The 21,511-nt window shown below is 69.2% G+C and carries 22 protein-coding genes; 17 read left to right on the top strand and 5 right to left on the bottom strand.

Features of this window, described 5'->3' with window-relative positions:
• Window positions 1–74: 74 nt before the first annotated feature.
• Window positions 75–1,376 carry a GNAT family N-acetyltransferase gene (locus AW271_RS39700; protein ID WP_157554193.1) on the top strand — a complete coding sequence of 434 codons (1,302 nt, stop codon included), beginning with the start codon at window positions 75–77 and terminating at the stop codon, window positions 1,374–1,376.
• A gap of 39 nt (window positions 1,377–1,415) precedes the next feature.
• Here AW271_RS39700 and AW271_RS41475 read toward each other — a convergent pair whose 3' ends face one another.
• Window positions 1,416–1,850 carry a hypothetical protein gene (locus tag AW271_RS41475; RefSeq protein ID WP_218008061.1) on the bottom strand — a complete coding sequence of 145 codons (435 nt, stop codon included), beginning with the start codon at window positions 1,848–1,850 and terminating at the stop codon, window positions 1,416–1,418.
• Between AW271_RS41475 and AW271_RS15590 the strand changes: the two genes are divergently transcribed.
• From AW271_RS15590 to AW271_RS15515, 16 genes are all read left to right on the top strand, one after another.
• Window positions 1,782–2,975, top strand: coding sequence for an NTP transferase domain-containing protein (locus AW271_RS15590; protein ID WP_369408407.1), 1,194 nt, complete (start codon window positions 1,782–1,784; stop codon window positions 2,973–2,975). The genes AW271_RS41475 and AW271_RS15590 overlap by 69 nt on opposite strands.
• Before the next feature lies 1 nt (window position 2,976).
• Window positions 2,977–4,776 carry an aldehyde ferredoxin oxidoreductase family protein gene (locus AW271_RS15585; RefSeq protein WP_062337362.1) on the top strand — a complete coding sequence of 600 codons (1,800 nt, stop codon included), beginning with the start codon at window positions 2,977–2,979 and terminating at the stop codon, window positions 4,774–4,776.
• A 55-nt stretch (window positions 4,777–4,831) separates the two neighbouring features.
• A complete protein-coding gene (fdhF, locus tag AW271_RS15580; RefSeq protein WP_369408401.1) occupies window positions 4,832–7,753 on the top strand; it encodes a formate dehydrogenase subunit alpha in 2,922 nt (973 codons plus the stop codon).
• Window positions 7,750–9,480 (top strand): NAD(P)H-dependent oxidoreductase subunit E, encoded by a 1,731-nt coding sequence (locus tag AW271_RS15575; protein ID WP_062337359.1) that lies wholly within the window; start codon window positions 7,750–7,752, stop codon window positions 9,478–9,480. Before fdhF ends, AW271_RS15575 begins: the two co-directional genes overlap by 4 nt.
• Window positions 9,477–10,697 carry a molybdopterin molybdotransferase MoeA gene (locus AW271_RS15570; RefSeq protein WP_062337357.1) on the top strand — a complete coding sequence of 407 codons (1,221 nt, stop codon included), beginning with the start codon at window positions 9,477–9,479 and terminating at the stop codon, window positions 10,695–10,697. The genes AW271_RS15575 and AW271_RS15570 overlap by 4 nt, the downstream gene beginning before the upstream one ends.
• Entirely contained in the window at window positions 10,694–12,613 is a 1,920-nt protein-coding gene (locus AW271_RS15565; protein ID WP_062337355.1) for a molybdopterin biosynthesis protein, read from the top strand. Before AW271_RS15570 ends, AW271_RS15565 begins: the two co-directional genes overlap by 4 nt.
• Window positions 12,614–12,862: 249 nt before the next feature.
• Entirely contained in the window at window positions 12,863–14,245 is a 1,383-nt protein-coding gene (locus AW271_RS15560) for an FAD-dependent oxidoreductase (protein ID WP_062337353.1), read from the top strand.
• Window positions 14,246–14,257: 12 nt separating this feature from the next.
• Entirely contained in the window at window positions 14,258–14,524 is a 267-nt protein-coding gene (locus AW271_RS15555; protein ID WP_062337352.1) for a hypothetical protein, read from the top strand.
• Entirely contained in the window at window positions 14,521–15,732 is a 1,212-nt protein-coding gene (locus AW271_RS15550) for an MFS transporter (RefSeq protein ID WP_062337350.1), read from the top strand. Before AW271_RS15555 ends, AW271_RS15550 begins: the two co-directional genes overlap by 4 nt.
• A 30-nt stretch (window positions 15,733–15,762) precedes the next feature.
• Entirely contained in the window at window positions 15,763–16,095 is a 333-nt protein-coding gene (locus tag AW271_RS15545; RefSeq protein ID WP_062337348.1) for an ArsR/SmtB family transcription factor, read from the top strand.
• A gap of 124 nt (window positions 16,096–16,219) precedes the next feature.
• A complete protein-coding gene (locus tag AW271_RS15540; protein WP_062337347.1) occupies window positions 16,220–16,579 on the top strand; it encodes an ArsR/SmtB family transcription factor in 360 nt (119 codons plus the stop codon).
• Window positions 16,576–17,289, top strand: coding sequence for an aquaporin (locus AW271_RS15535; RefSeq protein ID WP_062337345.1), 714 nt, complete (start codon window positions 16,576–16,578; stop codon window positions 17,287–17,289). The genes AW271_RS15540 and AW271_RS15535 overlap by 4 nt, the downstream gene beginning before the upstream one ends.
• A 57-nt stretch (window positions 17,290–17,346) precedes the next feature.
• Window positions 17,347–18,087: an arsenate reductase/protein-tyrosine-phosphatase family protein gene (locus AW271_RS15530; RefSeq protein ID WP_062337343.1), complete on the top strand. Its 741-nt coding sequence runs from the start codon at window positions 17,347–17,349 to the stop codon at window positions 18,085–18,087.
• A 53-nt stretch (window positions 18,088–18,140) separates the two neighbouring features.
• A complete protein-coding gene (locus AW271_RS15525) occupies window positions 18,141–18,404 on the top strand; it encodes a low molecular weight phosphatase family protein (RefSeq protein ID WP_062337341.1) in 264 nt (87 codons plus the stop codon).
• 81 nt (window positions 18,405–18,485) lie between these two features.
• Window positions 18,486–18,887 (top strand): arsenate reductase ArsC, encoded by a 402-nt coding sequence (locus AW271_RS15520; protein WP_062337340.1) that lies wholly within the window; start codon window positions 18,486–18,488, stop codon window positions 18,885–18,887.
• Window positions 18,790–19,287, top strand: a complete 498-nt coding sequence (locus AW271_RS15515) for an ArsR/SmtB family transcription factor (protein ID WP_275935760.1) — start codon at window positions 18,790–18,792, stop codon at window positions 19,285–19,287. Before AW271_RS15520 ends, AW271_RS15515 begins: the two co-directional genes overlap by 98 nt.
• Window positions 19,288–19,294: 7 nt before the next feature.
• Here the strand turns inward: AW271_RS15515 and AW271_RS15510 are convergent, their stop codons facing one another.
• The 4 genes from AW271_RS15510 to AW271_RS15495 form a co-directional block, all read right to left on the bottom strand.
• Window positions 19,295–19,801: a hypothetical protein gene (locus AW271_RS15510; protein ID WP_157554190.1), complete on the bottom strand. Its 507-nt coding sequence runs from the start codon at window positions 19,799–19,801 to the stop codon at window positions 19,295–19,297.
• Window positions 19,802–19,896: 95 nt separating this feature from the next.
• Entirely contained in the window at window positions 19,897–20,445 is a 549-nt protein-coding gene (locus AW271_RS15505) for a hypothetical protein (RefSeq protein WP_062337336.1), read from the bottom strand.
• Window positions 20,446–20,469: 24 nt separating this feature from the next.
• Window positions 20,470–20,967: a hypothetical protein gene (locus AW271_RS15500; protein WP_062337334.1), complete on the bottom strand. Its 498-nt coding sequence runs from the start codon at window positions 20,965–20,967 to the stop codon at window positions 20,470–20,472.
• 13 nt (window positions 20,968–20,980) lie between these two features.
• Window positions 20,981–21,478, bottom strand: coding sequence for a hypothetical protein (locus tag AW271_RS15495; protein WP_062337332.1), 498 nt, complete (start codon window positions 21,476–21,478; stop codon window positions 20,981–20,983).
• Window positions 21,479–21,511: the final 33 nt, after the last annotated feature.

The following is a 21,511-nucleotide window of genomic DNA, read 5'->3' as shown; positions in this document are numbered from 1 at the left end:
CCCCGCTAAGTCGCACCCACGCGAAGGGCACAGAGCGCTTCCAGCGCAGAAGCGCCCGACAAGGAGCAGACCACATGACTGAGCGAACGATCTATCTCGATCGCGATCGGCACAAGCTGCGTACTCGAAAGATCCACGTCCGGGCCTACCGGTGGTACGCCGCGGTCGAACTCGACCGCGAAGGCTACTTTGATGATCTGTCCTCGCGGGGGGACTCCGCAGATCTACCGACCGCCTTCACAGAGGCCGTCGCCAGGGTTCAGAGCACATCTATGGATCGAATCTGGTACGACGGATATCCGGGCGACTTCACATGGAGCGACGGACCAAGCTGGATCTCTCTGCCCGTTCCTTTTGCCCAGGTCGGAGCTGCAGTCGAAGCGCTGAGCAGCGCGGAGCTCCACCGTGACTACAGCGGGCTTCATGCTCTCGCCGACCAGTTGGCTCTCCCCATCGAGGATTGGCTAGCTCCCGGCGAGAGGGAGTTGATTCGCGGTGATGACTTCTCCGTACCCCCCGGCGTGTTTCTGAACTTCCTGCGCGGCAAGGCAAAAAAGTCGGGACTGCGCCTCAACGGCCGGGCGACCCAGGGCAGCGTGTGGGTTAACCCGACACTGCCGCTCGCCGAAAAGCTAAAGCGGGAGCGGTCTCCCGAGCAGTACCCCGGCTGGGTGGACAGATGGACCGGATACGTCGAACCGCAGGACGCACCTTTCCGTCCCTGGGTGGGCGGCAGAGAGCGGAACCTCAGTCACGGCGCGCAACCCGTCCAATTCCAGCGTGTGCCAACGCCCAGCGGCGGCAAATGTCCATGCGGAATGGACCGGCGAGCCTCTTGGGACGATGGAAAAGGACACGCCGCCCACCACGCGAGGTGGGCGATCGGCATCCCGCTCCCCAAAGATTTGGAGTGGCCGGGCGATTTGGCCGTTGTAACAACCGAGTCGCCGATCGCCTGGCGGAAGCTGACCTATCAGGTGGCACGGATGCCCCGCACGGAGAACGGCTACGACTTCAACTCGTGGACCTACCTTGGCGAGCCTGAGCAGACCTCAGACAACGTACGGGCATACCTGCTCAAGGCCAACGGATACGTCATCGGCTACCTAGCAGCCCACGACGACAGCAACCACCGACGTTGGGATCTGATCGAGGAGTCGGACTACGGTGACCGAGACGACACCCTACGTCCGAGTATCGATCTGATCTGGGTAGCGGACTCCTACCGCGGAAAGGGCGTTGGCGCGAGTCTCGTACAAGCCGTCGTCGACCGCTTCGGGTGCCAGGTCGCCGATGCGTCCTGGTCGACCCCAGTCAGCGACGCCGGCCGACGTCTCGCACGCCGGGTCTCGCCGGAAGGCGTATGGATCAACTAACTCACCAGAACATGGCCCAGCCTCGGATGGAGGCGGACCTCAGGGTGCTGAAGCCACTGAAAAATTGTATCCCGACCGAGCCAGAGTCTCCTCCAGCGCCGGGTAACTGTAGTAGTCGCCCTCGCCTTGTAGCTCCCGGATGTTGGCCAGAAACTCCCTGAACACCGGGGCGCGCTGAGGACCGAGGTGCGACGTGCCGTGGAAGTGGAGCACCGCGAGATTCGGCACGTCCGCCGCCGTTCGGCACTGCGTGTTCTTACACCAGCCGTTCAAGGCCTCTCGCAAGGCCTCGATGGTCAGGAATGAGGCGTGCTGTACGAGGATTCGCCCAGCCTGCTCGCCTGAACGCCAATTGCCGGCTTCGTCGATGAATTGGATCACCGCTGGCACGAAGTACGGATCGGTATGCACTGTGGCTACACCGAGGCGGTGCGTCCACGGCAACCCGGCGAAACGCGTCTCCAGCTCAGCCAACCGTTCGCGCGCGTACGGGCTCCGTACCATGGCGAGGGCCGCAGCCGTCGCAGGAGGAAGCGGATGCCTCTCGATATCTGGCCCCAGATCTCTATTCAACGACCAAACAGCAAGTCGTGGGCTTCACTGCTCGGAGGGCGAGGCCCAGCCGCACTTGGCACCATGAGCACCCCCCCGCCTGCTCCACGGCGGGTTCGGCGGTGTAGGTTATGCATACAGTATGGAACATGCACGACTAGCGGACACAAGGGAACCGGCGGCGTGACCTACCATGCGGAGATGCCGACAACTGCGGGCGTTGTTCTTGCGGGCGGGCGTTCCACGCGTATGGGGCAGCCCAAAGCCTGGCTGGAGTGGCACGGTTCGACACTGCTCTACCGAGCCGCCGCGATCCTCGCCCGGACGGTCGACGGGCCGGTGATCGTGGTGGCCGCGCCCGATCAGGAACTGCCTCCGCTCCCGCCGGGCGTCTCGGTGGTCGAGGACCCCGTGGAAGGTCTCGGCCCCATGCAGGGGCTGGCCGTGGGGCTCGCGGCGCTGGCCGACCGGGCCGAGACCGCCTTCGTGTGCTCCACCGACATGCCGTTCCTCCACCCGGCCTACGTCCGCCGAGTCATGCGCGCCCTGCCCGCGGGGACCGACGTCGCGCTGCCGGTGGCCCGAGGCTTCCGGCAGCCCCTGGCCGCCGGATACCGGACCTCACTGGCCGGCCTGGTCAAGGATCTCCTGGCCGAAGGCGACCTCCGGCCGGGCATGCTCTTCAAGCACTGCGACGTCGCCCAACTCGGCGACGAGGATCTGCTGGCCGACGCCGAACTCGCGCGACGCGACCCGACGCTGGAATCCGTCGTGAACATCAACTCCCCCGAGGACTACGCGGCGGCCCGCGACCAGACGCCGCCGGAGATCGTGGTGGAGTGCTTCGGCGCGCTCGCGCGGAACGGCAGCCACCGGCCGCGCGAGGTCCGGGCCGCCATCCTCGGAGCCGCCGCCACGGCGGCCGGGCTCACCCTGAACCGCCACGTGGTGGCCGCGCTCAACGGTGACCAGGTCACCCGCGACGAACAGTTGCCCCTGGTGGCGGGTGACACGGTCTCCTTCCTCTCCGCGGACGCAGGAGGCTGAGATGGCACCAGGTGGATTCTTCGGACGGGCCCTGCTCGTCGACGTCGCCGGGAGCAGCGCGACAAGCACTCCCTACGAGCTCGACGAACGGGTGCTGCGCTCATACCTGGGCGGCGTCGGCCTCGGCACCTGGCTGCTCCACCGTCTGGCCCCCGCCGGCGTCGACCCCCTCGCTCCCGAGGCGCCGCTGGCCTTCGTCTTCTCCTCCCTGGTCGGCACCCCGCTGACGACTAGCGCGAAGTTCGCCGTCGTGGCCAAGTCGCCGCTGACCGGGCTGCTGACCGACGCTCTCGCCTCCAGCCAGTTCGCCATCGCGGGCAAGCTGACCGGACACGACGCGCTCGTGATCCGGGGCCGCGCCGACGAGCTCTCGGTACTGCTGATCGACGGCGACGGCGTGCGCCTCGAACCGGCCCCCGAGCTGGCCGGCCTAACCGCGGCCGAAGCGGAGTCGGCGGCTCGGGCGCGGTTCGGCCGCAACTGGCGTACCGCCGCCATCGGCCCGGCGGGTGAGCGGCTGGTCCGCTACGCGACCATCAGCCACGACGGCCGCCACGCGGGCCGGGGCGGTCTGGGCGCGACGATGGGCGCCAAGAACGTCAAGGCCATCCTGGTCAGAGCCGCGACCAAGGTGTCGGTCGCCGACCAGCCCGGCGTCCTGGCCGCCGCCCGTGACCTGCGCAGGCGCAGTTTCGGCCCGGCCACCGCGAAGTACCGGGAGCTGGGCACGCTGGCCAACCTGCTGGCCTTCAACGCCGTCAGCACCCTGCCGACCCGCAACTTCACCGCCGCCACCTTCGAAGGGGCGCCCCGGCTGGCCGCCGAGGAGCTCCACCAACTGCGCGGGGTGGCGCGCAACAGCTGCGCGTCGTGCTCCATCGGCTGCGAGCACATCTACTCGCGCAAGGGCGGCGGCACCCAGCGGATGGAGTACGAGAACGTCTTCGCTCTCGGCCCGTTGTGTGGCGTGTCCGACCCCGACGAGGTGTTCGCCGCCAGCGCGCGCTGCGACGAACTGGGGATCGACACCATCTCGGCGGGCGGCACGGTCGCCTGGGCGATGGAGTGTGCCGAACGCGGCCTGATCGACGAGCCGTGGCTGCGGTTCGGCGACGGCGCGGCGCTGCTGCGCGCGCTCGACCTGATCGGGGCCAGGTCCCCCGGCCTCGGGGAACTGCTCGCGCAGGGCTCGCGCCGGGCCGCCGCCGTGGTCGGGCAGGATTCCATCGACTTCGCGCCGCAGGTCAAAGGCCTTGAACTTCCTGGGTACGAGCCCCGGAGCCTGCAGACGATGGCGCTCGGCCTCGCGGTGAACGCACGAGGCGCCGACCACAACCGGTCGGGCGCCTACGAGGCCGACCTGTCGGGCGACCTCGACCGGCTGGCCGGCGGGTCCGCCCATGTCGCCGCCGCCGTCGAGACCGAAGACCGCGCCGCGGTGATGGACTCGATGATCCTCTGCAAGTTCCTGCGCGGCGTCTTCGACGACCCGTTCACCGAGTGGGCCAAGTTGCTCGCGCTGGTCACCGGCTGGCAGGTCGACGCGGCCGAGCTGCGCGCAACCGCGCGGCGGATCGTCCGGGCGAAGCGGGCCTTCAACACACGTGAGGGCGCCACCGCCGCCGACGACACGCTCCCGGCCCGGATGCTGGAGACGCCGTTGGAGCTCGGTTCGGGCCGTCATGCGGCGCTCGACGCCGACCGCCTGGGAGCGATGATCTCCGACTATTACGCGGCTCGCGGCTTGGATCAGGAAGGTCGTGTCGTGGCCGACCTCCCTGACCTGCTACTCGACGCGTAACCTGGGCAGCCATAGCAGGACAATTGCCGCACGATAATTGTATGCCGTATTCTGTATGCCACTATATTGCTCGACTGATGAGGTTGGGATGACGATCCTCGAGGAGCCGGCGACGTCCATTCGGACCGTGTCTGTCGAGATCGACGGCCGCGCCGTGACCGTGCCGGAGGGCACCAGCATCTATGACGCCGCGAAGCAGGCAGGCGTCGATATCCCGGTGCTGTGTCATGACGAGCGTTATGACCCTGTAGGGGTCTGCCGAATGTGCGTGGTGGACACCGGCGGGCGGGCGTTCGCCGCCGCGTGCGTGCGTCCCTGCGATGACGGCATGAAGGTCAAGACCAGCACCCCCGAGCTGGAACGCAGCCGGGCCACCCTCACCGAGCTGCTGATCTCCGACCAGCCGCTCCGCGAGGAGGACCCGAAGCAGACCACCACTGCCGACAACATGCTCCTCGACCTCGCCGACCGGTTCGACGTCGCCAAGGAGACGACCGACCTGCCGTGCGGCTCGGGGCGTGGCCTCGACATGTCCAACCCGGTGATCGCCGTCAACCACGACGCGTGCATCCTGTGTGACCGCTGTGTCCGGGCGTGCGACGACGTCCAGGGCAACGACGTCATCGGCCGGTCGGGCAAGGGCTACTCGACGAAGATCGCCTTCGACCTCAACGACCCGATGGGGTCCAGTTCGTGTGTGACCTGCGGCGAGTGCGTGCAGGCGTGTCCCACGGGCGCGCTGACCAACAAGCCGATCAACGACGTGCCGATCCGGCCCCGGCTGGAGCTCGACGCGGTCGACAGCGTCTGCCCCTACTGCGGCGTCGGCTGCGCGCTCACCTACTACGTCGACCGCTCGCGCGGCGCCATCGCCTTCGCCGAGGGCCGCGACCAGCCCGGTTCCAAGGGCCGCCTGTGCGTCAAGGGCCGCTACGGCTGGGACTACGCCGCCTCGCCCCAGCGTCTGACGGTGCCCCTGATCCGCGTCGACTCCTCCTATCCCAAGGGCCCGCTCTCGGCCGACGTACGCGGCGACAGCGCCGGGGAGCGCGGGCGGCGTGGCGGGAAGCTGAGCAAGAACGGCAAGGACGGGCGGCGCAAGCCCGGCGGCCTGGTCGACTACGACGAGGTGCTGCCCCACTTCCGCGAGGCCACCTGGGAAGAGGCGCTCGACCTCGTCGCGCGGCGGCTGAAGGAGATCCACACCGGGCAGGGGGCCGGCGCCATCGCCGGGTTCGGCTCGGCGAAGTGCTCCAACGAGGAGGCCTACCTCTTCCAGAAGCTGATCCGGGCCGGGTTCGGCACCAACAACATCGACCACTGCACCCGCCTCTGCCACGCCTCGTCGGTGGCCGCGCTGTTCGAGGGCGTCGGCTCGGGCGCCGTCTCGACCACCTACGGCGACGTCGCCAACGCCGACGTCGTGATCATCACGGGGTCGAACCCGACGGCCAACCACCCCGTGGCCAGCTCGTTCTTCAAGCAGGCCCGCCGTCGCGGCACGAAGATCATCTACGTCGACCCGCGCGCCAGCACGGTCTCCGAGCACGCCGACTTCCACTGCCAGGTGAAGCCCGGCACCGACGTGGCGTTCTACAACTCGGTCATGCACGAGGTGATCCGGCTCAACCTGATCGACCTCGAATTCATCAAGGCCCGAGTCTCCAACTTCGAAGAGCTGGTCCGCACGGTCAACGACTACCCGCCGGAGCGCGGCGCGCAGATCACCGGCGTCGACGCCGAGCTGATCCGGAAGGTCGCGCGGGTCTGGGGCGAGGCCAAGGCCGGGGTCATCTACTGGGGCATGGGCATCTCCCAGCACACCACCGGCACCGACAACGCCCGCTGCCTGATCGCGATGTGCTCGATCACCGGCAACGTCGGCAAGCCGGGCACCGGCCTGCATCCGCTGCGCGGGCAGAACAACGTGCAGGGCGCCTCCGACGCGGGGCTGATCCCGATGTTCTATCCCGACTACCAGGGCGTCGATCTCGACGCCGCGCGGCGGCGGTTCGAGGAGGCGTGGGGCACCACGCTCGACCCCAACCGGGGTCTGACCGTCACCGAGATCATCGGGTCGGTGCTGAAGCCGGGCGGCGTGCGCGGCATGTACATGCTGGGTGAGAACCCGTTCCTGTCCGACCCCAACATCAACAAGGTGCGCAAGGCGCTGTCTCAGCTGGAGTTCCTGGTGGTCCAGGACATCTTCATGACCGAGACCGCCGAGTTCGCCGACGTCATCCTGCCCGCCTCGTCCTACCTGGAGAAGGACGGCAGCTACACCAACACCGACCGGCGGGTCCAGCTCGGCCGCAAGGTGATGGACCCGCCGGGGCAGGCCCGGGTCGACTGGGAGATCGTCCAGGACATCGCGCAGCGGATCGGCCTCGACTGGTCCTACACCTCGCCCAGTGAGGTGTTCGACGAGATGGTGGAGCTGATGCCGTCGTACGCGAACCTGCGCCACGACAACCTCGGCCTGACGGGGAAGCTCTACCCCAACGCCGACCCCGAACATTCCGACGGGACGGTGGTCCTGTTCGACGAGCGGTTCAACACCGACGACGGCCTGGCCCACCTCGTCCCGGCGCAGTGGCTTCCGGCGAAGGAGCTGCCCGACGGGGAGTATCCGCTGGTGCTCAACACCGGGCGGCTGCTCGAACACTGGCACACCGGGTCGATGACGCGGCGGTCGTTCGCGCTCGACACGATCTCGCCGATCGCCGAGGTCTACATGAACCCCAAGGATGCCGCCGACCGGGGCCTGGCCCACGGCCAGATGGCGCGGGTGTGGTCCCGGCGTGGCGCCATCGAGTTGCAGGTGCGCATCTCCCACCGCGAGCAGCTGGGCAACTGCTTCATCCCGTTCCACTTCCGTGAGGCTGCGGCGAACCTGCTGACGATCGACGAGATCGACCCCACCGGCAAGATCCCCGAGTTCAAGTTCTGCGCGATCCAGGTCGAGGCGGCGAAATGACCCTTGGTTTCCGGGTGCCCGGAGTAGAAGCGCGAGCCGGTAAGTTCCCCGGTCCCTCGCTGATCCCGGCGCTCAACGCCATCCAGGCCCGGCTCGGCTGGTTGCCGCGCGAAGAGCTCGAAGAACTGGCCCGTACGATGCGGCGGCCGCTCTACGAGATCGAGGGATTGACCTCGTTCTATCCCCACTTCCGCACGACGCCGCCCGCCAAGGTCGCGATCAACGTCTGCCACGACCTGTCGTGCTGGCTGCGCTCGGCCGACGACCGGATCGCCGAGGTGCGCGCCCGCTACGGCGACGACACCGAGATCGAGCTCAACGAGGTCTCCTGCCTGGGCCGCTGCGACAGCGCTCCGGCGCTGGCCGTCAACGAGTTCCCGGCCCCGGTCGCCGACGTCGACGTGCTCGTGTCCGCCGCACGCGACGCGGAGCTGGGCGAGGCCGCCGTCACGGGCCGCGCCGAGCCGTGGCCGAACGACCCCTACCCCGCCGGTTCCGACGTCTCGTCCCGATACACGAGCCTGCGGGCCCTGCTGGCGGGTGAGCTGAGCGCCGAGAGCGTGGTGGCCACGCTGGAGGCGTCCGGGCTGCGGGGCATGGGCGGCGCCGGTTTCCCGACGGGCCGAAAGTGGGGTCTGGTCCGCGCGGCCGAGCCGGGCACGGTCAAATACGCCATCTGCAACGCCGACGAGTCCGAGCCGGGCACGTTCAAGGACCGCCAGATCCTGACCGACCAGCCTCACCTGGTGATCGAGGGCATCCTGCTCGGCATGGCCGTGGTCGGCGCCGAGCAGGGCTGGATCTTCATCCGGCACGAATACGGCCCCGAGGAGCGGGTGCTCCACGCCGAGATCGAGGCGCTCCGTGCGGCGGGGGTGATCGGCGACGACGCCTGCGGCAGCGGCCGGCGTCTCGACCTCGACATCTTCGTCTCGCCCGGCGGCTACATCCTCGGCGAGGAGACGGCGCTGCTCGAATGCATGGAGGGCCACCGAGGCGAGCCGCGGAACAAGCCGCCCTTCCCCGGCAACCACGGTCTCCACGGCCGCCCGACACTGATCAACTCCGTGGAGACCTTCGCCGACGTACCGGTGATCCTCCAGCGCGGCGCCGACTGGTGGACCGGTCAGGGCGCGGGCGAGTCGGTCGGCTGGAAGTTCTTCGCGGTGTCCGGGCACGTGGAGAATCCGGGGGTGTACTGCGTGCCGATGGGCACGACGGTGCGCGCGCTGATCGACCTCGCCGGGGGCGTGCTCGGCGGGGCAGCGGTCGGGGCGGTGCAACCGGGTGGGGCGTCGTCCAACTTCATCGGGCCCGACAAGCTCGACCTGGCGCTCGACTTCGGCACCCTCGCCGAGGCCGGGACCATGCTCGGCTCCGGTGCGGTGGTGGTGCTCGCCGAGGGCACCGACCTGCTGGCCGCCTCGACCAACGTGCTGCGGTTCTTCCGCAACGAGTCGTGCGGCAAGTGCGTGCCGTGCCGGGTCGGCTCCACCAAGGCGCATGACCTGCTGCGCACGACTCTCGACGCGGGCTCCTCCACCCTCGACGAGGCGCAGAAGGGGCGGATCCTGCAACTGGAGGAGACGATGCGCAAGACGTCGATCTGCGGGCTCGGCCAGGTGGCGCTCGGGCCGGTCGTGTCGGTGCTCGGATTGAACAAGGGCGGCGCGGCGGCCCGTCCGCAGCCCCGCCCCGAAGGTACTGAGGAGCAGCCGGACCGTTGAGCGGCAAGGAATTCTTCACCGCCCGCACCCTCGCCGAGGTGCGGGCCGGTTTCCGGCCGGCGCATCGCACCCCGGTGGAGCGGGTGCCTCTGTCCGAGGCGCTCCACCGGGTGCCCGCCGCGGAGATCGGCGCACCGGCCGCCCTGCCCGGCTTCGCCCGCTCCACCGTCGACGGTTTCGCGGTCCGGGCAAGTGACACCTACGGCGCCTCCGACGGGCTGCCGTCCTATCTCGACCTGCTCGGCGCGGTGTCGATGGGCGCCGCGCCGACCGTGACGGTCCGGGCGGGCGGGTGTGTCACGATGCCGACCGGGGGCGTGATCCCCGAGGGCGCCGACGCGGTCGTCATGGTCGAGTACACCGCCGAGACCATGCCCGGCACGATCGAGGTCACCCGGCCCGTCGCCCCGGGCGGCGGCATCGTGCGTGCCGACGAAGACGTCGTGGCGGGTGGTGTCCTGGCCCCGGCCGGCCGGCCGTTGCGGGCTCCCGACCTTGGTTTCCTCGCCGCTGCGGGGGTGACCTCGGTCGCTGTGCACCGGCGTCCGAGAGTTTCGATCGTCTCCACCGGCGACGAGGTGGTGCCGCCCGAGACCGCGGAGCTCTCCGCCGGGCAGGTGCGCGACGCCACCGCCTCCGCCCTGGCCGGACTGGTCGCCGACGCGGGCGGCGAGCCGGTGATCGCCGGGATCGTGCCCGACGAGCCCGGCGCGCTCAAGGAGCGACTGTCCGAGATCCTGCCCGGGTCCGACCTGGTGATCGTGTCGGCGGGGTCGTCGGTCGGCGCGCGCGATGAGACGGCGGGCGCGGTGGCCGCTCTCGGCGAGGTCTGGTGTCACGGGATCGCCATCAAGCCGGGCAAGCCCACGCTGCTGGCCGAGTGCTCCGGGATCCCCGTCATCGGGCTGCCCGGCAATCCGCTCTCGGCGCTGGTCGTGTTCGGGCAGGTCGGCATTCCGCTGCTGTGGCGCATCTCCGGATGCGAGTCGCCGCCGCCACAGCCCGGCACGCGTGCCCGGCTGTCGCGCGACCTGGCGTCGGCGGCCGGGCGGCTCGACGTGGTCCAGGTCGTCGTCCGTGAGGGCGTGGCAGAGCCGATCTTCGGCCCGTCGGCGCTGCTGTCGGTGTTGACTCGTGCCGACGGATACGTGATCGTGCCCGAACCGGCCACCGGCCTCGACGCGGGCACCGAGGTAGAGGTGGTGCTGTACCGATGAGCGCCGAAAGCCCCTTCGTCTCCGACGTCCCCGCGGCCCAGGCCCACTCGGTCTGGCGCGAGACGCGCGCCGCCGCGGGCTGTCCCGCGAGGGTCGACCAGGTCCGGGTCGCGGTCGGGGCCGCCGTGGGCCGGGTGACGGCCGAGCCGGTGTGGGCGCTGCGCTCCTCCCCTGCTTTCGACTCCTCGGCCATGGACGGCATCGCCGTTCGCGCGGCCGACACCGTCGGCGCGTCTGAGACCAGCCCGGTGTTCCTCGCCGTTGAGAACTTCGCGGTCGTCGACACCGGTGACCCGCTGCCTGACGGATACGACGCCGTGGTCATGCGCGAGCACGTGCATCGCACGCCCGCAGGCGAGGCGGAGCTTCGGGCGGCGGTCCCGCCCTACCAGCACGTCCGCTCCATCGGGGAGGACATCAGCGCGGGCGAACTCCTGCTTCCGGAGGGCCATCGGCTGCGGCCCGTCGACATCGCCGCCTGCGCCGCCGCCGGGGCCGTCGAACTCGGCGTCCGCCGCGCGCCGCGCGTGGTGATCGTGCCGACCGGTGACGAGATCCGCCCGATCGGTGCGGCGCTCGCCCCAGGCGACATCCTCGACACCAACTCGATGATGCTCGCCGCCCAGGCGAGGGAGGCGGGCTGCGAGGCCCGGGTCACCGACATCGTCCCGGACGATCCGGAGACCATCACCGCCGTCCTCCGCGAGGCGACCGGCGCGGCCGACCTGGTCCTGCTCGTCGCGGGCTCCAGCGCCGGACGCGACGACTACACCGCCCGCGTGGTCGCCGGGGCGGGCGTCGTCGCCGTCCACGGGGTCGCGGTGCGTCCCGGTCACCCCGTCGTCCTGGGCGCGGTCGAGGCGACACCCGTCATCGGCGTCCCCGGCTACCCCGTGTCAGCGGCGCTGACCTTCGACATCTTCGCGGCGCCGATGCTCGCCGAACTGGAGGGCGCCGCATCGCGTGAACGCCCGTCGGCCACGGCCCACCTGGCCAGGAAGCTGCCCTCGGCCATCGGCATGGACGACTGGGTGCGGGTGCGTCTGGGCCGCGTACAGGATCGGCTTGTGGCGACCCCGCTGCCCCGGGGAGCCGGGGTGCTGACCTCGCTCGTCCGCGCCGACGGGCTGCTCGTCGTGCCCTCCGGCGTCGAAGGTCATCATGCCGGGGAGGAGGTCCGCGTCGAGCTGCTGCGCGGCTTGTCCGAGATCGGCCGGACCATCGTCGCGATCGGCTCCCACGACCTGGTGCTCGACCTCGCCGCCTCGGCCCTGCGCGCGGCCGACCCGCTGATCACCCTGGCGTCGTCGAACGTTGGTTCCCTGGGCGGCCTGGTGGCCCTGCGCGACGGCCTGTGCCACATCGCCGGGTCGCATCTGCTCGACCCGGCCACCGGCAAGTACACGCTGCCCTACATCGACAGGCTGATGGGCGCCGATCCCGACATCGCCGTGATCAGGCTGGTCCACCGTGACCAGGGGCTGATCGTCGCTCCCGGCAACCCGCTCGGCCTGACCGGCATCAGAGACCTGACCAAGCCCGACCTTCGCTACGTGAATCGGCAGCGCGGCGCCGGCACGCGGGCGCTGCTCGACCATGAGCTGGCCGGCCTCGGCATCGACCCGGGCGAGGTGCCGGGGTACTCCCGCGAGGAGCACACCCACCTGGCGGTGGCCGCCGCCGTGGCCGCCGGACGGGCAGACGCCGGAATGGGGATCCTCGCCGCCGCCCGCGCCTTCGGGCTCGACTTCGTACCGGTGGCCCAAGAGCCCTATGACCTGGTGATACGAACGGGCGGACTGTCCGACGAGTTGCTGGCTCCGTTGTGGGCTCTTCTCGCCCGGCCCGGCTTCCGGGCCGAAGTAGAGGCTCTGGGCGGTTACTCCTGTGCCGAGACCGGACGCCGCATCCGCTGATCTGAGTCCTCGACCTTCACGCGTTTGGGTTCATTGGGCACGGCGCCCCGAGATCGAGCGAGAGGCAGGTACCGCTCGTAGCCTCTTCCACTGGGACGCGGCCGGGACTGCGCCGCGCTCGACCAACCCCAGGGTCTCCTCTGGATCTCCCCCGTCTCATGGTGGGTAGATGGACGTCTAATTTGACATTCCTCTAATCAAGCGCGAAGCTGAGGCTGATTCGATAAGCCTCTAAACAAGGTGGGCATCATGAGCGCATGTTGCGGCCCGTCCTCGCTTGACGAACAGTCCGTCGACTCGGGCAACCTTCCCGTGGCCGTCATCGGCGCCGGTCCCGTCGGGCTGGCCGCCGCCGCCCACCTCGCCGAACGCGGGGTGGACTTCGTCGTCCTGGAGAGCGGCCCGAAAGTCGGTTCCTCGGTGGCCAAGTGGGGCCACGTCCGGGTGTTCAGCCCGTGGCGCTTCAACATCGACGGCGCCGCCCGCCGCCTGCTGGAAGCCGACGGCTGGACGGCCCCCGACAACGAGTGGCTCCCGACCGGCGCGGAGATCGTCGACGGCTACCTCGCCCCGCTCGGCAAGCTGTTCGGCGACCGCGTCCAGGTCGGCGCCACGGTCACCGCGATCAGCAGGCTCGGCTTCGACAAGGTCCGCACCAACGGCAGGGAGCTGGCCCCCTTCGTCCTGCGCCTGTCGGACGGCCGCGAGCTCCAGGCCCGCGCGGTGATCGACGCCTCCGGCACGTACACCAGCCCCAACGTCCTGGGCGCGAGCGGCCTGCGCGCCTTCGGCGAGGAGACCGTGACCGACCTGATCGACCACGCCCTCCCCGACGTCCTGGGCGTCGACCGCGACCACTACGAGGGCCGGCACACCCTCGTCGTCGGCGCCGGCCACTCGGCCGCGACCACCCTCCTGGCCCTGGCCCAGCTCGACGACACCCCGGTCACCTGGGCGATCCGCGCCGTCGACGCCACCCGCGCCTACGGCGGCGGCGAAGCCGACGCGCTGCCCGCCCGGGGCGCCCTCGGCACCCGCCTCCACGCCCTCGTCACCTCGGGCCGAGTCCAGCTGGTGACCGGCTTCTTCACCCACCGCGTCACCGCCCACACCAAGGGCGTGCAGGTCGTCAGCCGCGACCCGCTCGGCGTTGAGCAGTCCATCGTGGCCGAACGCATCGTCAGCGCCACCGGCTACCGCCCGGACCACTCGATCGCCGAAGAGCTGCGCCTGGACCTGGACCCCATCCTCGGCAGCACCCGCGCCCTCGCGCCGCTGATCGACCCCAACGCCCACTCCTGCGGCACCGTCCCAGGTCACGGCGTCGAGGAACTCACCCACCCCGAACCGGGCTACTACGCGGTCGGTGTGAAGAGCTACGGTCGCGCCCCGACGTTCCTGATGGCCACCGGCTACGAGCAGGTGCGCTCGGTGGTGGCCGCCATCGCCGGTGACTGGGACGCGGCGCGCTCGGTGGAGCTCGACCTGCCCGAGACGGGCGTCTGCTCCGCCAACCTCGCCGAGGCCCAGGAGCAGCGCGTCGGCCTGGCCACCGGGGTGAGCGGCGGTCTTCTCGGTACGCCGCTCGTGCTCGCCACCACCCCCGCCGACGGCGGCGGCTGCTGCGGCTGAGAAAGTCAGACCATGTCCGACGGGCACCCGACCCAACCGCAACGAGAGGCGCTGCGCCTGATCTGCGCCGCCGAGCCGATGTCCACAACGGAGCTGGCCGCCGACCTCGTCGACGCCCGGCCCGACAGCACCAACCCCGGCTACCGGCGAGCGATCTCCCGCATGGCCGGAGCACTCGTGTGGCGTCTCCACGCCCAGCACCTCATGAGCGAGGCCTCACCCGAAATTTGGTCGACCACACGTGCGGGCCGCGAGTTGATCGGCTGCACCCGTACATGAGCCCAGAACGCCTGGCCGCCGCCCCGCTGACCGGCGGCGGCCCGTCACCCCGCCGCGGCTGGCGCATCGTCGCGGCCTTCGCCGTCACCCAGACCATCGGGTTCGGCACCCTCTACTACACCTTCTCGGTCCTGCTGGTCCCGATGGCCACCGACCTGGGCGTCACCCCGCCGCAGGTAACGGTGGCGCTCACCGTCTCCGTCCTGGTCGCCGCCCTCTGCGCCCCGCTGGTCGGCCGGATCGTCGACCGGCGCGGCGGTAGGGCGCTGATGACCTGCGGCGCGGTGCTCGGCGCGGTGGCCCTGTTCGGCTGGTCGCGGGTCGAGAACCTGCCCCAGCTCTACGCCGTCTTCGTGGCCGTCGGCGTCGCCTCGGCGATGGTCCTGTACGAACCGGCCTTCGCCGTCATCGTCAGCTGGTTCGAGGCCTCCGCCCGCGCCAACGCCCTGCTGGGGGTGACGATCGTGGCCGGTTTCGCGTCGTCCATCTTCATGCCGCTGACCGCGTGGTTGCTGTCCGAGTTCGGCTGGCGCACCGCGCTGGTGATCCTCGCCGTCCTGTACGGCCTGACGGCGATCCCCTTGCACGCCCTCGTCATCCGGCACGGCCCCAGCCGGAGACAGCCGTCAAACGAGCGGGCCACCATCGCGCGCGAGGCGGTGCGCGGCCGCCCGTTCTGGCTGCTGGTCGTCATCTTCACCGCCCACGGCGCCGCCATGGCCGTGATCGGCCTCCTGTTGATCACCTACCTGATCAGCCTCGGCCACGAGCCACTCTTCGCCGCCACCGTCGCCGGCCTCCTGGGCGTCCTGTCGGTCACCGGCCGCCTGGTCACCACCGGCCTGCGACGCCGATGGACGGCGGCCCCCGTCGCCGCAGCCCTGTTCGCCGTCCAAGCAGCCGGAGCCCTGCTGCTCCCCGTGATCGGCGACACCCCAGCCGGGGCCATCGCCTGCGTCCTGCTGTTCGGCATCGGCTTCGGCGTGGCCACGATCACCCTCCCCCACCTGCTCGCCGAAAGGTACGGCACCACCGCCTACGCCACCACCTCGGGCCGGATCGCCTTCTTCGCCATCACCGCGAAAGCCACCGCGCCCCTGGCCGCCGTCTCCTTGTCCCAGGCCGTCGGCTACACGAACATCATGGTCACGGTGTCGGTTCTGTGCGGAATCGCGGCATTCTCACTCTTCGGCTACGCGCGACTATGATTTCGAACGACGTCTAAGCAGGGAGCCGCCATGACCGCCGTGACGATCGAGTGTTGTCCGCCGCTCACCCGTGGACCCCTCTCGGAGCAGGACGCCGTCGACCTGGCGGCGCTACTCAAGGCCGTGGCCGACCCGGTCCGCCTGCGCCTGCTGTCGATGATCGGCTCCCACGAGGGCGGCGAGGCCTGCGTGTGCGACCTGACCGACGCCTTCGACCTCACCGCACCCACGATCTCCCACCACCTGAAGGTCCTGCGCACCGCCGGCCTCATCGACGGCGAACGACGCGGAACCTGGGTGTACTACCGCGTGATCCCCGAAACCGTCGCCCGGCTGGGAACGATCTTCACTCCGCTGGCGTAATCGTCTCTGTAGTCGGCTGTACCTGGCGACTTCGAGGGTGTCCTGGGTGCTCACCGCCGTCCAGGATCGACCTATGTCAATATAGATCCTCGTTGATATCGATTGATCTCGATGAGGACGTGTCGTGCCGGATCTCCCCCTATTGGAGTGCTGCTCTCCGCTGGCCGGCGAGCCCCTGGATGATCAGCGTTCCGCCGAGCTCGCGCGGGTGTTCAAGGCGCTGGGCGACCCGGTCCGGCTGCGCATCCTGTCGATCGTGGCCGCGCACGAGAACGGTGAGGCGTGCGTGTGCGACCTGACGGCGGCCTTCACCCTGTCCCAGCCCACCATCAGCCACCATCTCAAAGTGCTCAAGGACGTCGGCCTGCTCACCAGCGAACGCCGCGCCTCCTGGGTGTACTACCGCCTGGTCCCCCATGCGCTCGCCGAACTGTCGGCCGTGCTGCCGGCTGTTCTGCCGGAATCCGGGCGGGCGGGCAGGTGAGCCCGCTGCCGCGCCGGCTGCTGGCCGAGTTCCTGGGCACCGGGCTGCTGGTGGCCGTGGTCGTGGGGTCGGGCATCATGGCCCAGGACCTGGCCCCGGGCCAGGTCGGCCTCCAGCTGCTGGCCAACTCGACGGCGACCGTGTTCGGCCTGGCCGTGCTGATCCTCACGCTCGGACCGGTGTCAGGGGCTCACTTCAACCCGGTGGTCTCGGCCGCCGACTGGTGGCAGGGGCGCCAGAGCGGGAACGGGCTGTCAGCGCGCGAGCTGGGCTGCTATGTCCTGGTCCAGGTGCCGGGCGCGATCGGCGGTTCGCTGCTGGCCAACGCCATGTTCGCCAAGCCGGTGCTGGCCTGGTCGGCGACCGTGCGGTCCGGAACGGCGTTGTGGCTGGGTGAGGTCGTGGCGACGGCGGGCCTCATCCTGGTGATCTTCGCGTTGACCCGTTCGGGCCGAACCGCCGCCGCGCCTATGGCGGTGGCCGCCTACATCGGCGCCGCCTACTGGTTCACCTCCTCCACCAGCTTCGCCAACCCGGCCGTCACCATCGGCCGAGCCTTCTCCGACACCTTCGCCGGGATCGCCCCCGCTTCGGTCACGGGCTTCGTCCTCGCCCAGATGGTGGGCGGGGTCATCGGCTTCCTGCTGGTCCAGGGATTGTTCGGCCGTCCGGGTGGTGAGGTGCCCGAGCCGGTGACAGGCGGTCGCTGAACAGTTCACCCAGTCGTCGTTTGACGCCGGTAAATCCAGTCAGCAATTATTGAGTCAATGAATGCTGACTGGAGTGAGACGGTGGCGGCACGGGCCCGGGTGCACGCCGCGCTCGGCGACCCCGCGCGGTTGTCGATCGTCGACCGGCTCGCACTGAGCGACGCCTCCCCCGGCGAGCTCGGCCAGGAACTGGGGCTGCCCACCAACCTGTTCGCCCACCACGTGAAGATCCTGCACGAGGCGGGCGTGGTGGAACGGGGACGCTCGGAAGGCGACCGGCGCCGCACCTACCTGCGGCTGCTGCCCGGCAGCCTCGACGGACTGCTCCCCACCCCACTGCGGCAGGCCCCCCGCGTGGTGTTCGTGTGCACCCACAACTCCGCCCGGTCCCAGCTCGCCGCAGCCCTCTGGCAGCAGCGCAGCCACGTGCCGGTCACCTCGGCCGGAACGGTCCCCGCCCAGCGAATCAACCCGCGGGCGGCTGAGGTCGCCCGCCGCCACGGGCTGAACCTGGACACGGCCACCACCACCCACCTGCGCGACGTACTGCAACCGGACGACCTGGTCGTGGCCGTCTGCGACAGCGCCCACGAACAACTCGGCGATCGCGAACGCCTGCACTGGTCGATCCCCGACCCCGTCTCAGCCGGCACCGACGCGGCCTTCGAGCGTGCCTTCACCGACATCACCAGCCGCGTCGACCGGCTGGCCCCCGCCGTCTGTCCCCCAGGAGTGAGTCATGCCCGAGACCTACCAACGCACCGACCTGAGCGTGGACCAGCGAACTCGCCCTGCTGACCGCGGCCCGTAACCTCGCCGAGCAGTTCACCGGCACCTTCAGCACGCAGACCATGGGCCTCTTCACCCATCTCGCGGGAGAACGCGCGGTCGCCTGGTCGGGCGGGTCGGAGTTCGCCAGCGAGGTCAACCCCGCCGACGTGGTCGTCACCATGGGGTGCGACGACGCCTGCCCCATCTTCCCGGGGAAGCGATACCTGGACTGGGAACTGGACGACCCGGCCGGCAAGAGCGCCGAGGAAGTACGCCCGATCCGGGACGAGATCGAACGCCGCGTCCGCGCCCTCCTGGCCGAGCTCCAGGTGCCCGTCACCTGACCGACGGGGCCGGCCTAAAGAAAGGCATCGGCAGACGGCAACGTCCGCTGATCGAGGATCCACAAGAAGGAAACCCCTCATATGAACGTCAAGCCCAGTGTCCTGTTCGTCTGTGTCCACAACGCCGGACGCTCCCAGATGGCCGCCGGATGGCTGACCCACCTGGCGGGCGACCGGATCGAGGTCAGATCGGCCGGATCGGCGCCGGCCGAGGGCGTCAACCCGGTCGCGGTCGAGGCGATGCGCGAGGTCGGCGTCGACATCTCCGACCAGAAGCCCAAGATCCTCACGGTGGACTCGGTGGAGGCCTCCGACGTCGTCATCACGATGGGCTGCGGCGACGTCTGCCCGATCTTCCCCGGCAAGCGATACGAGGACTGGGCCCTTGAGGACCCGGCCGGGCAGGGCATCGAGGCCGTGCGCCCGATCCGCGACGAGATCCGCACCCGAGTGGAGAAGCTCATCGCCGAGCTGGTGGCCTAGCTCCAACTCCATTTCCCGGGCTCACGCCGAGGGGTATGCGAGCTGGTTCAAAGCGCTGGCCGACGCCACACGCGTGCAGATCATCTCGCTGATCGCCCGGCGCCGTGTGCCCATGAGCGTGAGCGAGATCGTCGCCGCTTCGGGGGTGGGGCAGTCGACGGTGTCCCACCACCTGAAGATCCTCGCCGACGTGCGCTTCGTCCTGGTCGAACGCCGGGGCACGACGAACCTCTACCGGATCGACGAACAGTGCGTGAGCTGCTTCCCGACGGCGGCCGACATCATCATGGGCAACCCCGCGGCATCAGGCGACAGTGATGCCTCGAGCTACGCCGGCCACGACGCCGTCCCCGGTGAAGGCACCCGGGGCATGGGAGGCGGCCATGCCCAGGGGTGCTGACGACTTCCTACGTGAAGTCACCGGTCGCCGTGTTCGAGGTGGCGCTCAGGGTGGCCCCGTCGGCGTCGATCCACTTGGCCTTGCAGTAGATCTCGTCGTCGTCGCTCGGCAGGAGGTCCTCGTTCAGAGGGTTGCGGTAGCCCCTCTCATAGAGGTTCACGATCTTCAGGCGGACGCCGTCCGCCGCGGCCACCAGCACTTTGAGCTCTCCCGGCTGGCCGGGCGCAGGTCTTCCCTTGTACGCGACGTAAGAGCCGCTGAACCCGGGCTCGGGTACGTCGGGCAGCATGTCGTCGGCCCAGTCGTCTCCGAAGCACGTGACTCGGATCTGCGCTCCGTTCCAGATGTAGCCGGCCGCGTCCTCCTGGTTCATCGGAAGATGGATGTTGACCTCGTGCCGTAATTGGCCTGGTTTGGTGACCTGGTGCGTGATCGTGATCGAGCTGGCGGCGTGTGCCGGGGCGCTCACGAGCGCCGCCGACATCGTGATGCCTGCGCCGACCACCGCGATCATCCGCGCGATTCTGGTCATTACTGTCACTCCTTCGAGTTTTCTCGGGTCTCACTACTCAGGCGTGACACATTCCGTTCCAGGCGATGGAACGGTCCCTAGAAGTATCCGGTCACCAGGTTGGTCTTGTCGGTGAGCGTGTAACCGTCAGCGTCGATCCAGGTCGCCTTGCAGTAGATCTCGTCCTGCAAGGTGCCCAGGCCGGTGTCCTCGTTCAGTTCGCCGGCGCCGCCCTTCACGTAAAGGTCCAGGGTGTTCAGGACGACACCTTCGTCGGTGGCGGTGAGCACGCCGAATCCCGGCGGATAGGGATCGGGTCTGGGGACGCCGCTGAAATACCGGTTCCGCTCCGCCACCCCCTTGAACGTCCCTGGGACGTTCGTGAGCTTCGGGTCGCTCACGACGTCTTCTCCATAGCAGTCGATCTTGATCTTCGCGCCCCAGTAGATGTAGCCTTCCGCGTCCTGCCTGCTCATCGGGAGCCGGACAGTGATCATGTGTTTCACCATGCCCGGCACGGTGATCGTGTGGGTGGCGACGATCGAACTCGCCGCGTTCGCCGGGGTGCTCGCGGGGCCGTGCATCAGAGCCAGGCCCGCACCGAAGGCGACGATCGCCCGGGTGGCCGGCTTTCTGCCGATGGTCATTGACTGTTTCCCTTCTCTGGTGGCTCAGAAGTAGCCACTCGCGACGTTGCTCTTGGCGTTGAGGGTGCCGCCGTCGGCGTCGATCCATTTGGCCTTGCAGTAGATCTCGTCCTGGAGGCCGTAGTCCTCGTTGAGGTCCTCGCCTTTGGGATACAGGTCCAGAGTCGTCAGGTGGACGCCGTCTTCGGTGGCCTGGAGAACTCCGTGTCCCGGCGGGTAGGGAGCCCGTTTGGGGGTTCCGGTGAATGTCTGGCCGATTCCTGGAACGTCGTAGAGATATTGGTCAGGACCCACGTCCTCGCCCCAGCATTCGAGCTCGATCTTCGCGCCCCAATAGATGTAGCCCGCCGCGTCTTCCTTGTTCATGGGCAAATGGACGTCGATCTGATGCCTGACATAGCCGGTCACCGTGATCGAGTGGGTGATCGTCATCTGGCTGGCGGCGTGTGCGGGTGTGCTGACGAACCCGAGCGACACGATCATCGCGAGGCTCGCCCCGATGGCCTTCCCGGCCCTGGTCATATCGCCTTCTCCTTTAGAAGTAGCCGTGCACTTCTTCGCTCTTGGCTCTGAGGATGTAGCCATCGGCGTCGATCCATTTGGCGTCGCAGAAGACCTCGTCCTCGGCGCCGATGTCCTCGTTGAGCAGGCCCGGCTTGCGGTAGACGTCCAAAGTCGTCAGATGCAGGCCGTCTTCCTCGGCCCTGAGCACGCCGTATCCCGCCGGGTAAGGGGCCTTTCTGGGGACCTTCGAGAACGTGTCGCCGATCTGCGGAACTCTGTCGAGCAGCTCGTTGAAGACGGCGTCGCTGCCGAAACATCGGAGCTTGATCTGGGCGCCCCAGTAGATGTAGCCCTCAGCGTCCTGCCTGCTCATCGGGAGATGAACGTCGATCTGGTGCGTGACGACGTCGGTCACCGTGATCGAATGGGAGATGTACATCTGGCTGGCGGCGTGCGCGGGCGCGCTCAGCAGCCCCAGCATCGTGACGCTCGCGCCGACGGACGCGATCAGTTTTCCGGCTCTGGTCATTCAGCCCACCTACTTGGAAAGTCTTCTTTCTAA

Source organism: Herbidospora sakaeratensis (assembly GCF_001570525.1).
GTDB lineage: Bacteria > Actinomycetota > Actinomycetes > Streptosporangiales > Streptosporangiaceae > Herbidospora > Herbidospora sakaeratensis.
Note: the sequence above shows the minus strand (reverse complement) of the source record. Positions and strands in the feature narration are given on the sequence as shown.

Coding starts and splice junctions, on each gene's coding strand:
- AW271_RS39700 (WP_157554193.1), top strand. CDS start 75: ATGACTGAGCGAACGATCTATCTCGATCGCGATCGGCACAAGCTGCGT.
- AW271_RS15590 (WP_369408407.1), top strand. CDS start 1,782: ATGCACTGTGGCTACACCGAGGCGGTGCGTCCACGGCAACCCGGCGAA.
- AW271_RS15585 (WP_062337362.1), top strand. CDS start 2,977: ATGGCACCAGGTGGATTCTTCGGACGGGCCCTGCTCGTCGACGTCGCC.
- fdhF (WP_369408401.1), top strand. CDS start 4,832: ATGCCACTATATTGCTCGACTGATGAGGTTGGGATGACGATCCTCGAG.
- AW271_RS15575 (WP_062337359.1), top strand. CDS start 7,750: ATGACCCTTGGTTTCCGGGTGCCCGGAGTAGAAGCGCGAGCCGGTAAG.
- AW271_RS15565 (WP_062337355.1), top strand. CDS start 10,694: ATGAGCGCCGAAAGCCCCTTCGTCTCCGACGTCCCCGCGGCCCAGGCC.
- AW271_RS15560 (WP_062337353.1), top strand. CDS start 12,863: ATGAGCGCATGTTGCGGCCCGTCCTCGCTTGACGAACAGTCCGTCGAC.
- AW271_RS15555 (WP_062337352.1), top strand. CDS start 14,258: ATGTCCGACGGGCACCCGACCCAACCGCAACGAGAGGCGCTGCGCCTG.
- AW271_RS15550 (WP_062337350.1), top strand. CDS start 14,521: ATGAGCCCAGAACGCCTGGCCGCCGCCCCGCTGACCGGCGGCGGCCCG.
- AW271_RS15545 (WP_062337348.1), top strand. CDS start 15,763: ATGACCGCCGTGACGATCGAGTGTTGTCCGCCGCTCACCCGTGGACCC.
- AW271_RS15530 (WP_062337343.1), top strand. CDS start 17,347: ATGAATGCTGACTGGAGTGAGACGGTGGCGGCACGGGCCCGGGTGCAC.
- AW271_RS15525 (WP_062337341.1), top strand. CDS start 18,141: ATGGGCCTCTTCACCCATCTCGCGGGAGAACGCGCGGTCGCCTGGTCG.
- AW271_RS15520 (WP_062337340.1), top strand. CDS start 18,486: ATGAACGTCAAGCCCAGTGTCCTGTTCGTCTGTGTCCACAACGCCGGA.
- AW271_RS15510 (WP_157554190.1), bottom strand. CDS start 19,801: ATGATCGCGGTGGTCGGCGCAGGCATCACGATGTCGGCGGCGCTCGTG.
- AW271_RS15505 (WP_062337336.1), bottom strand. CDS start 20,445: ATGACCATCGGCAGAAAGCCGGCCACCCGGGCGATCGTCGCCTTCGGT.
- AW271_RS15500 (WP_062337334.1), bottom strand. CDS start 20,967: ATGACCAGGGCCGGGAAGGCCATCGGGGCGAGCCTCGCGATGATCGTG.
- AW271_RS15495 (WP_062337332.1), bottom strand. CDS start 21,478: ATGACCAGAGCCGGAAAACTGATCGCGTCCGTCGGCGCGAGCGTCACG.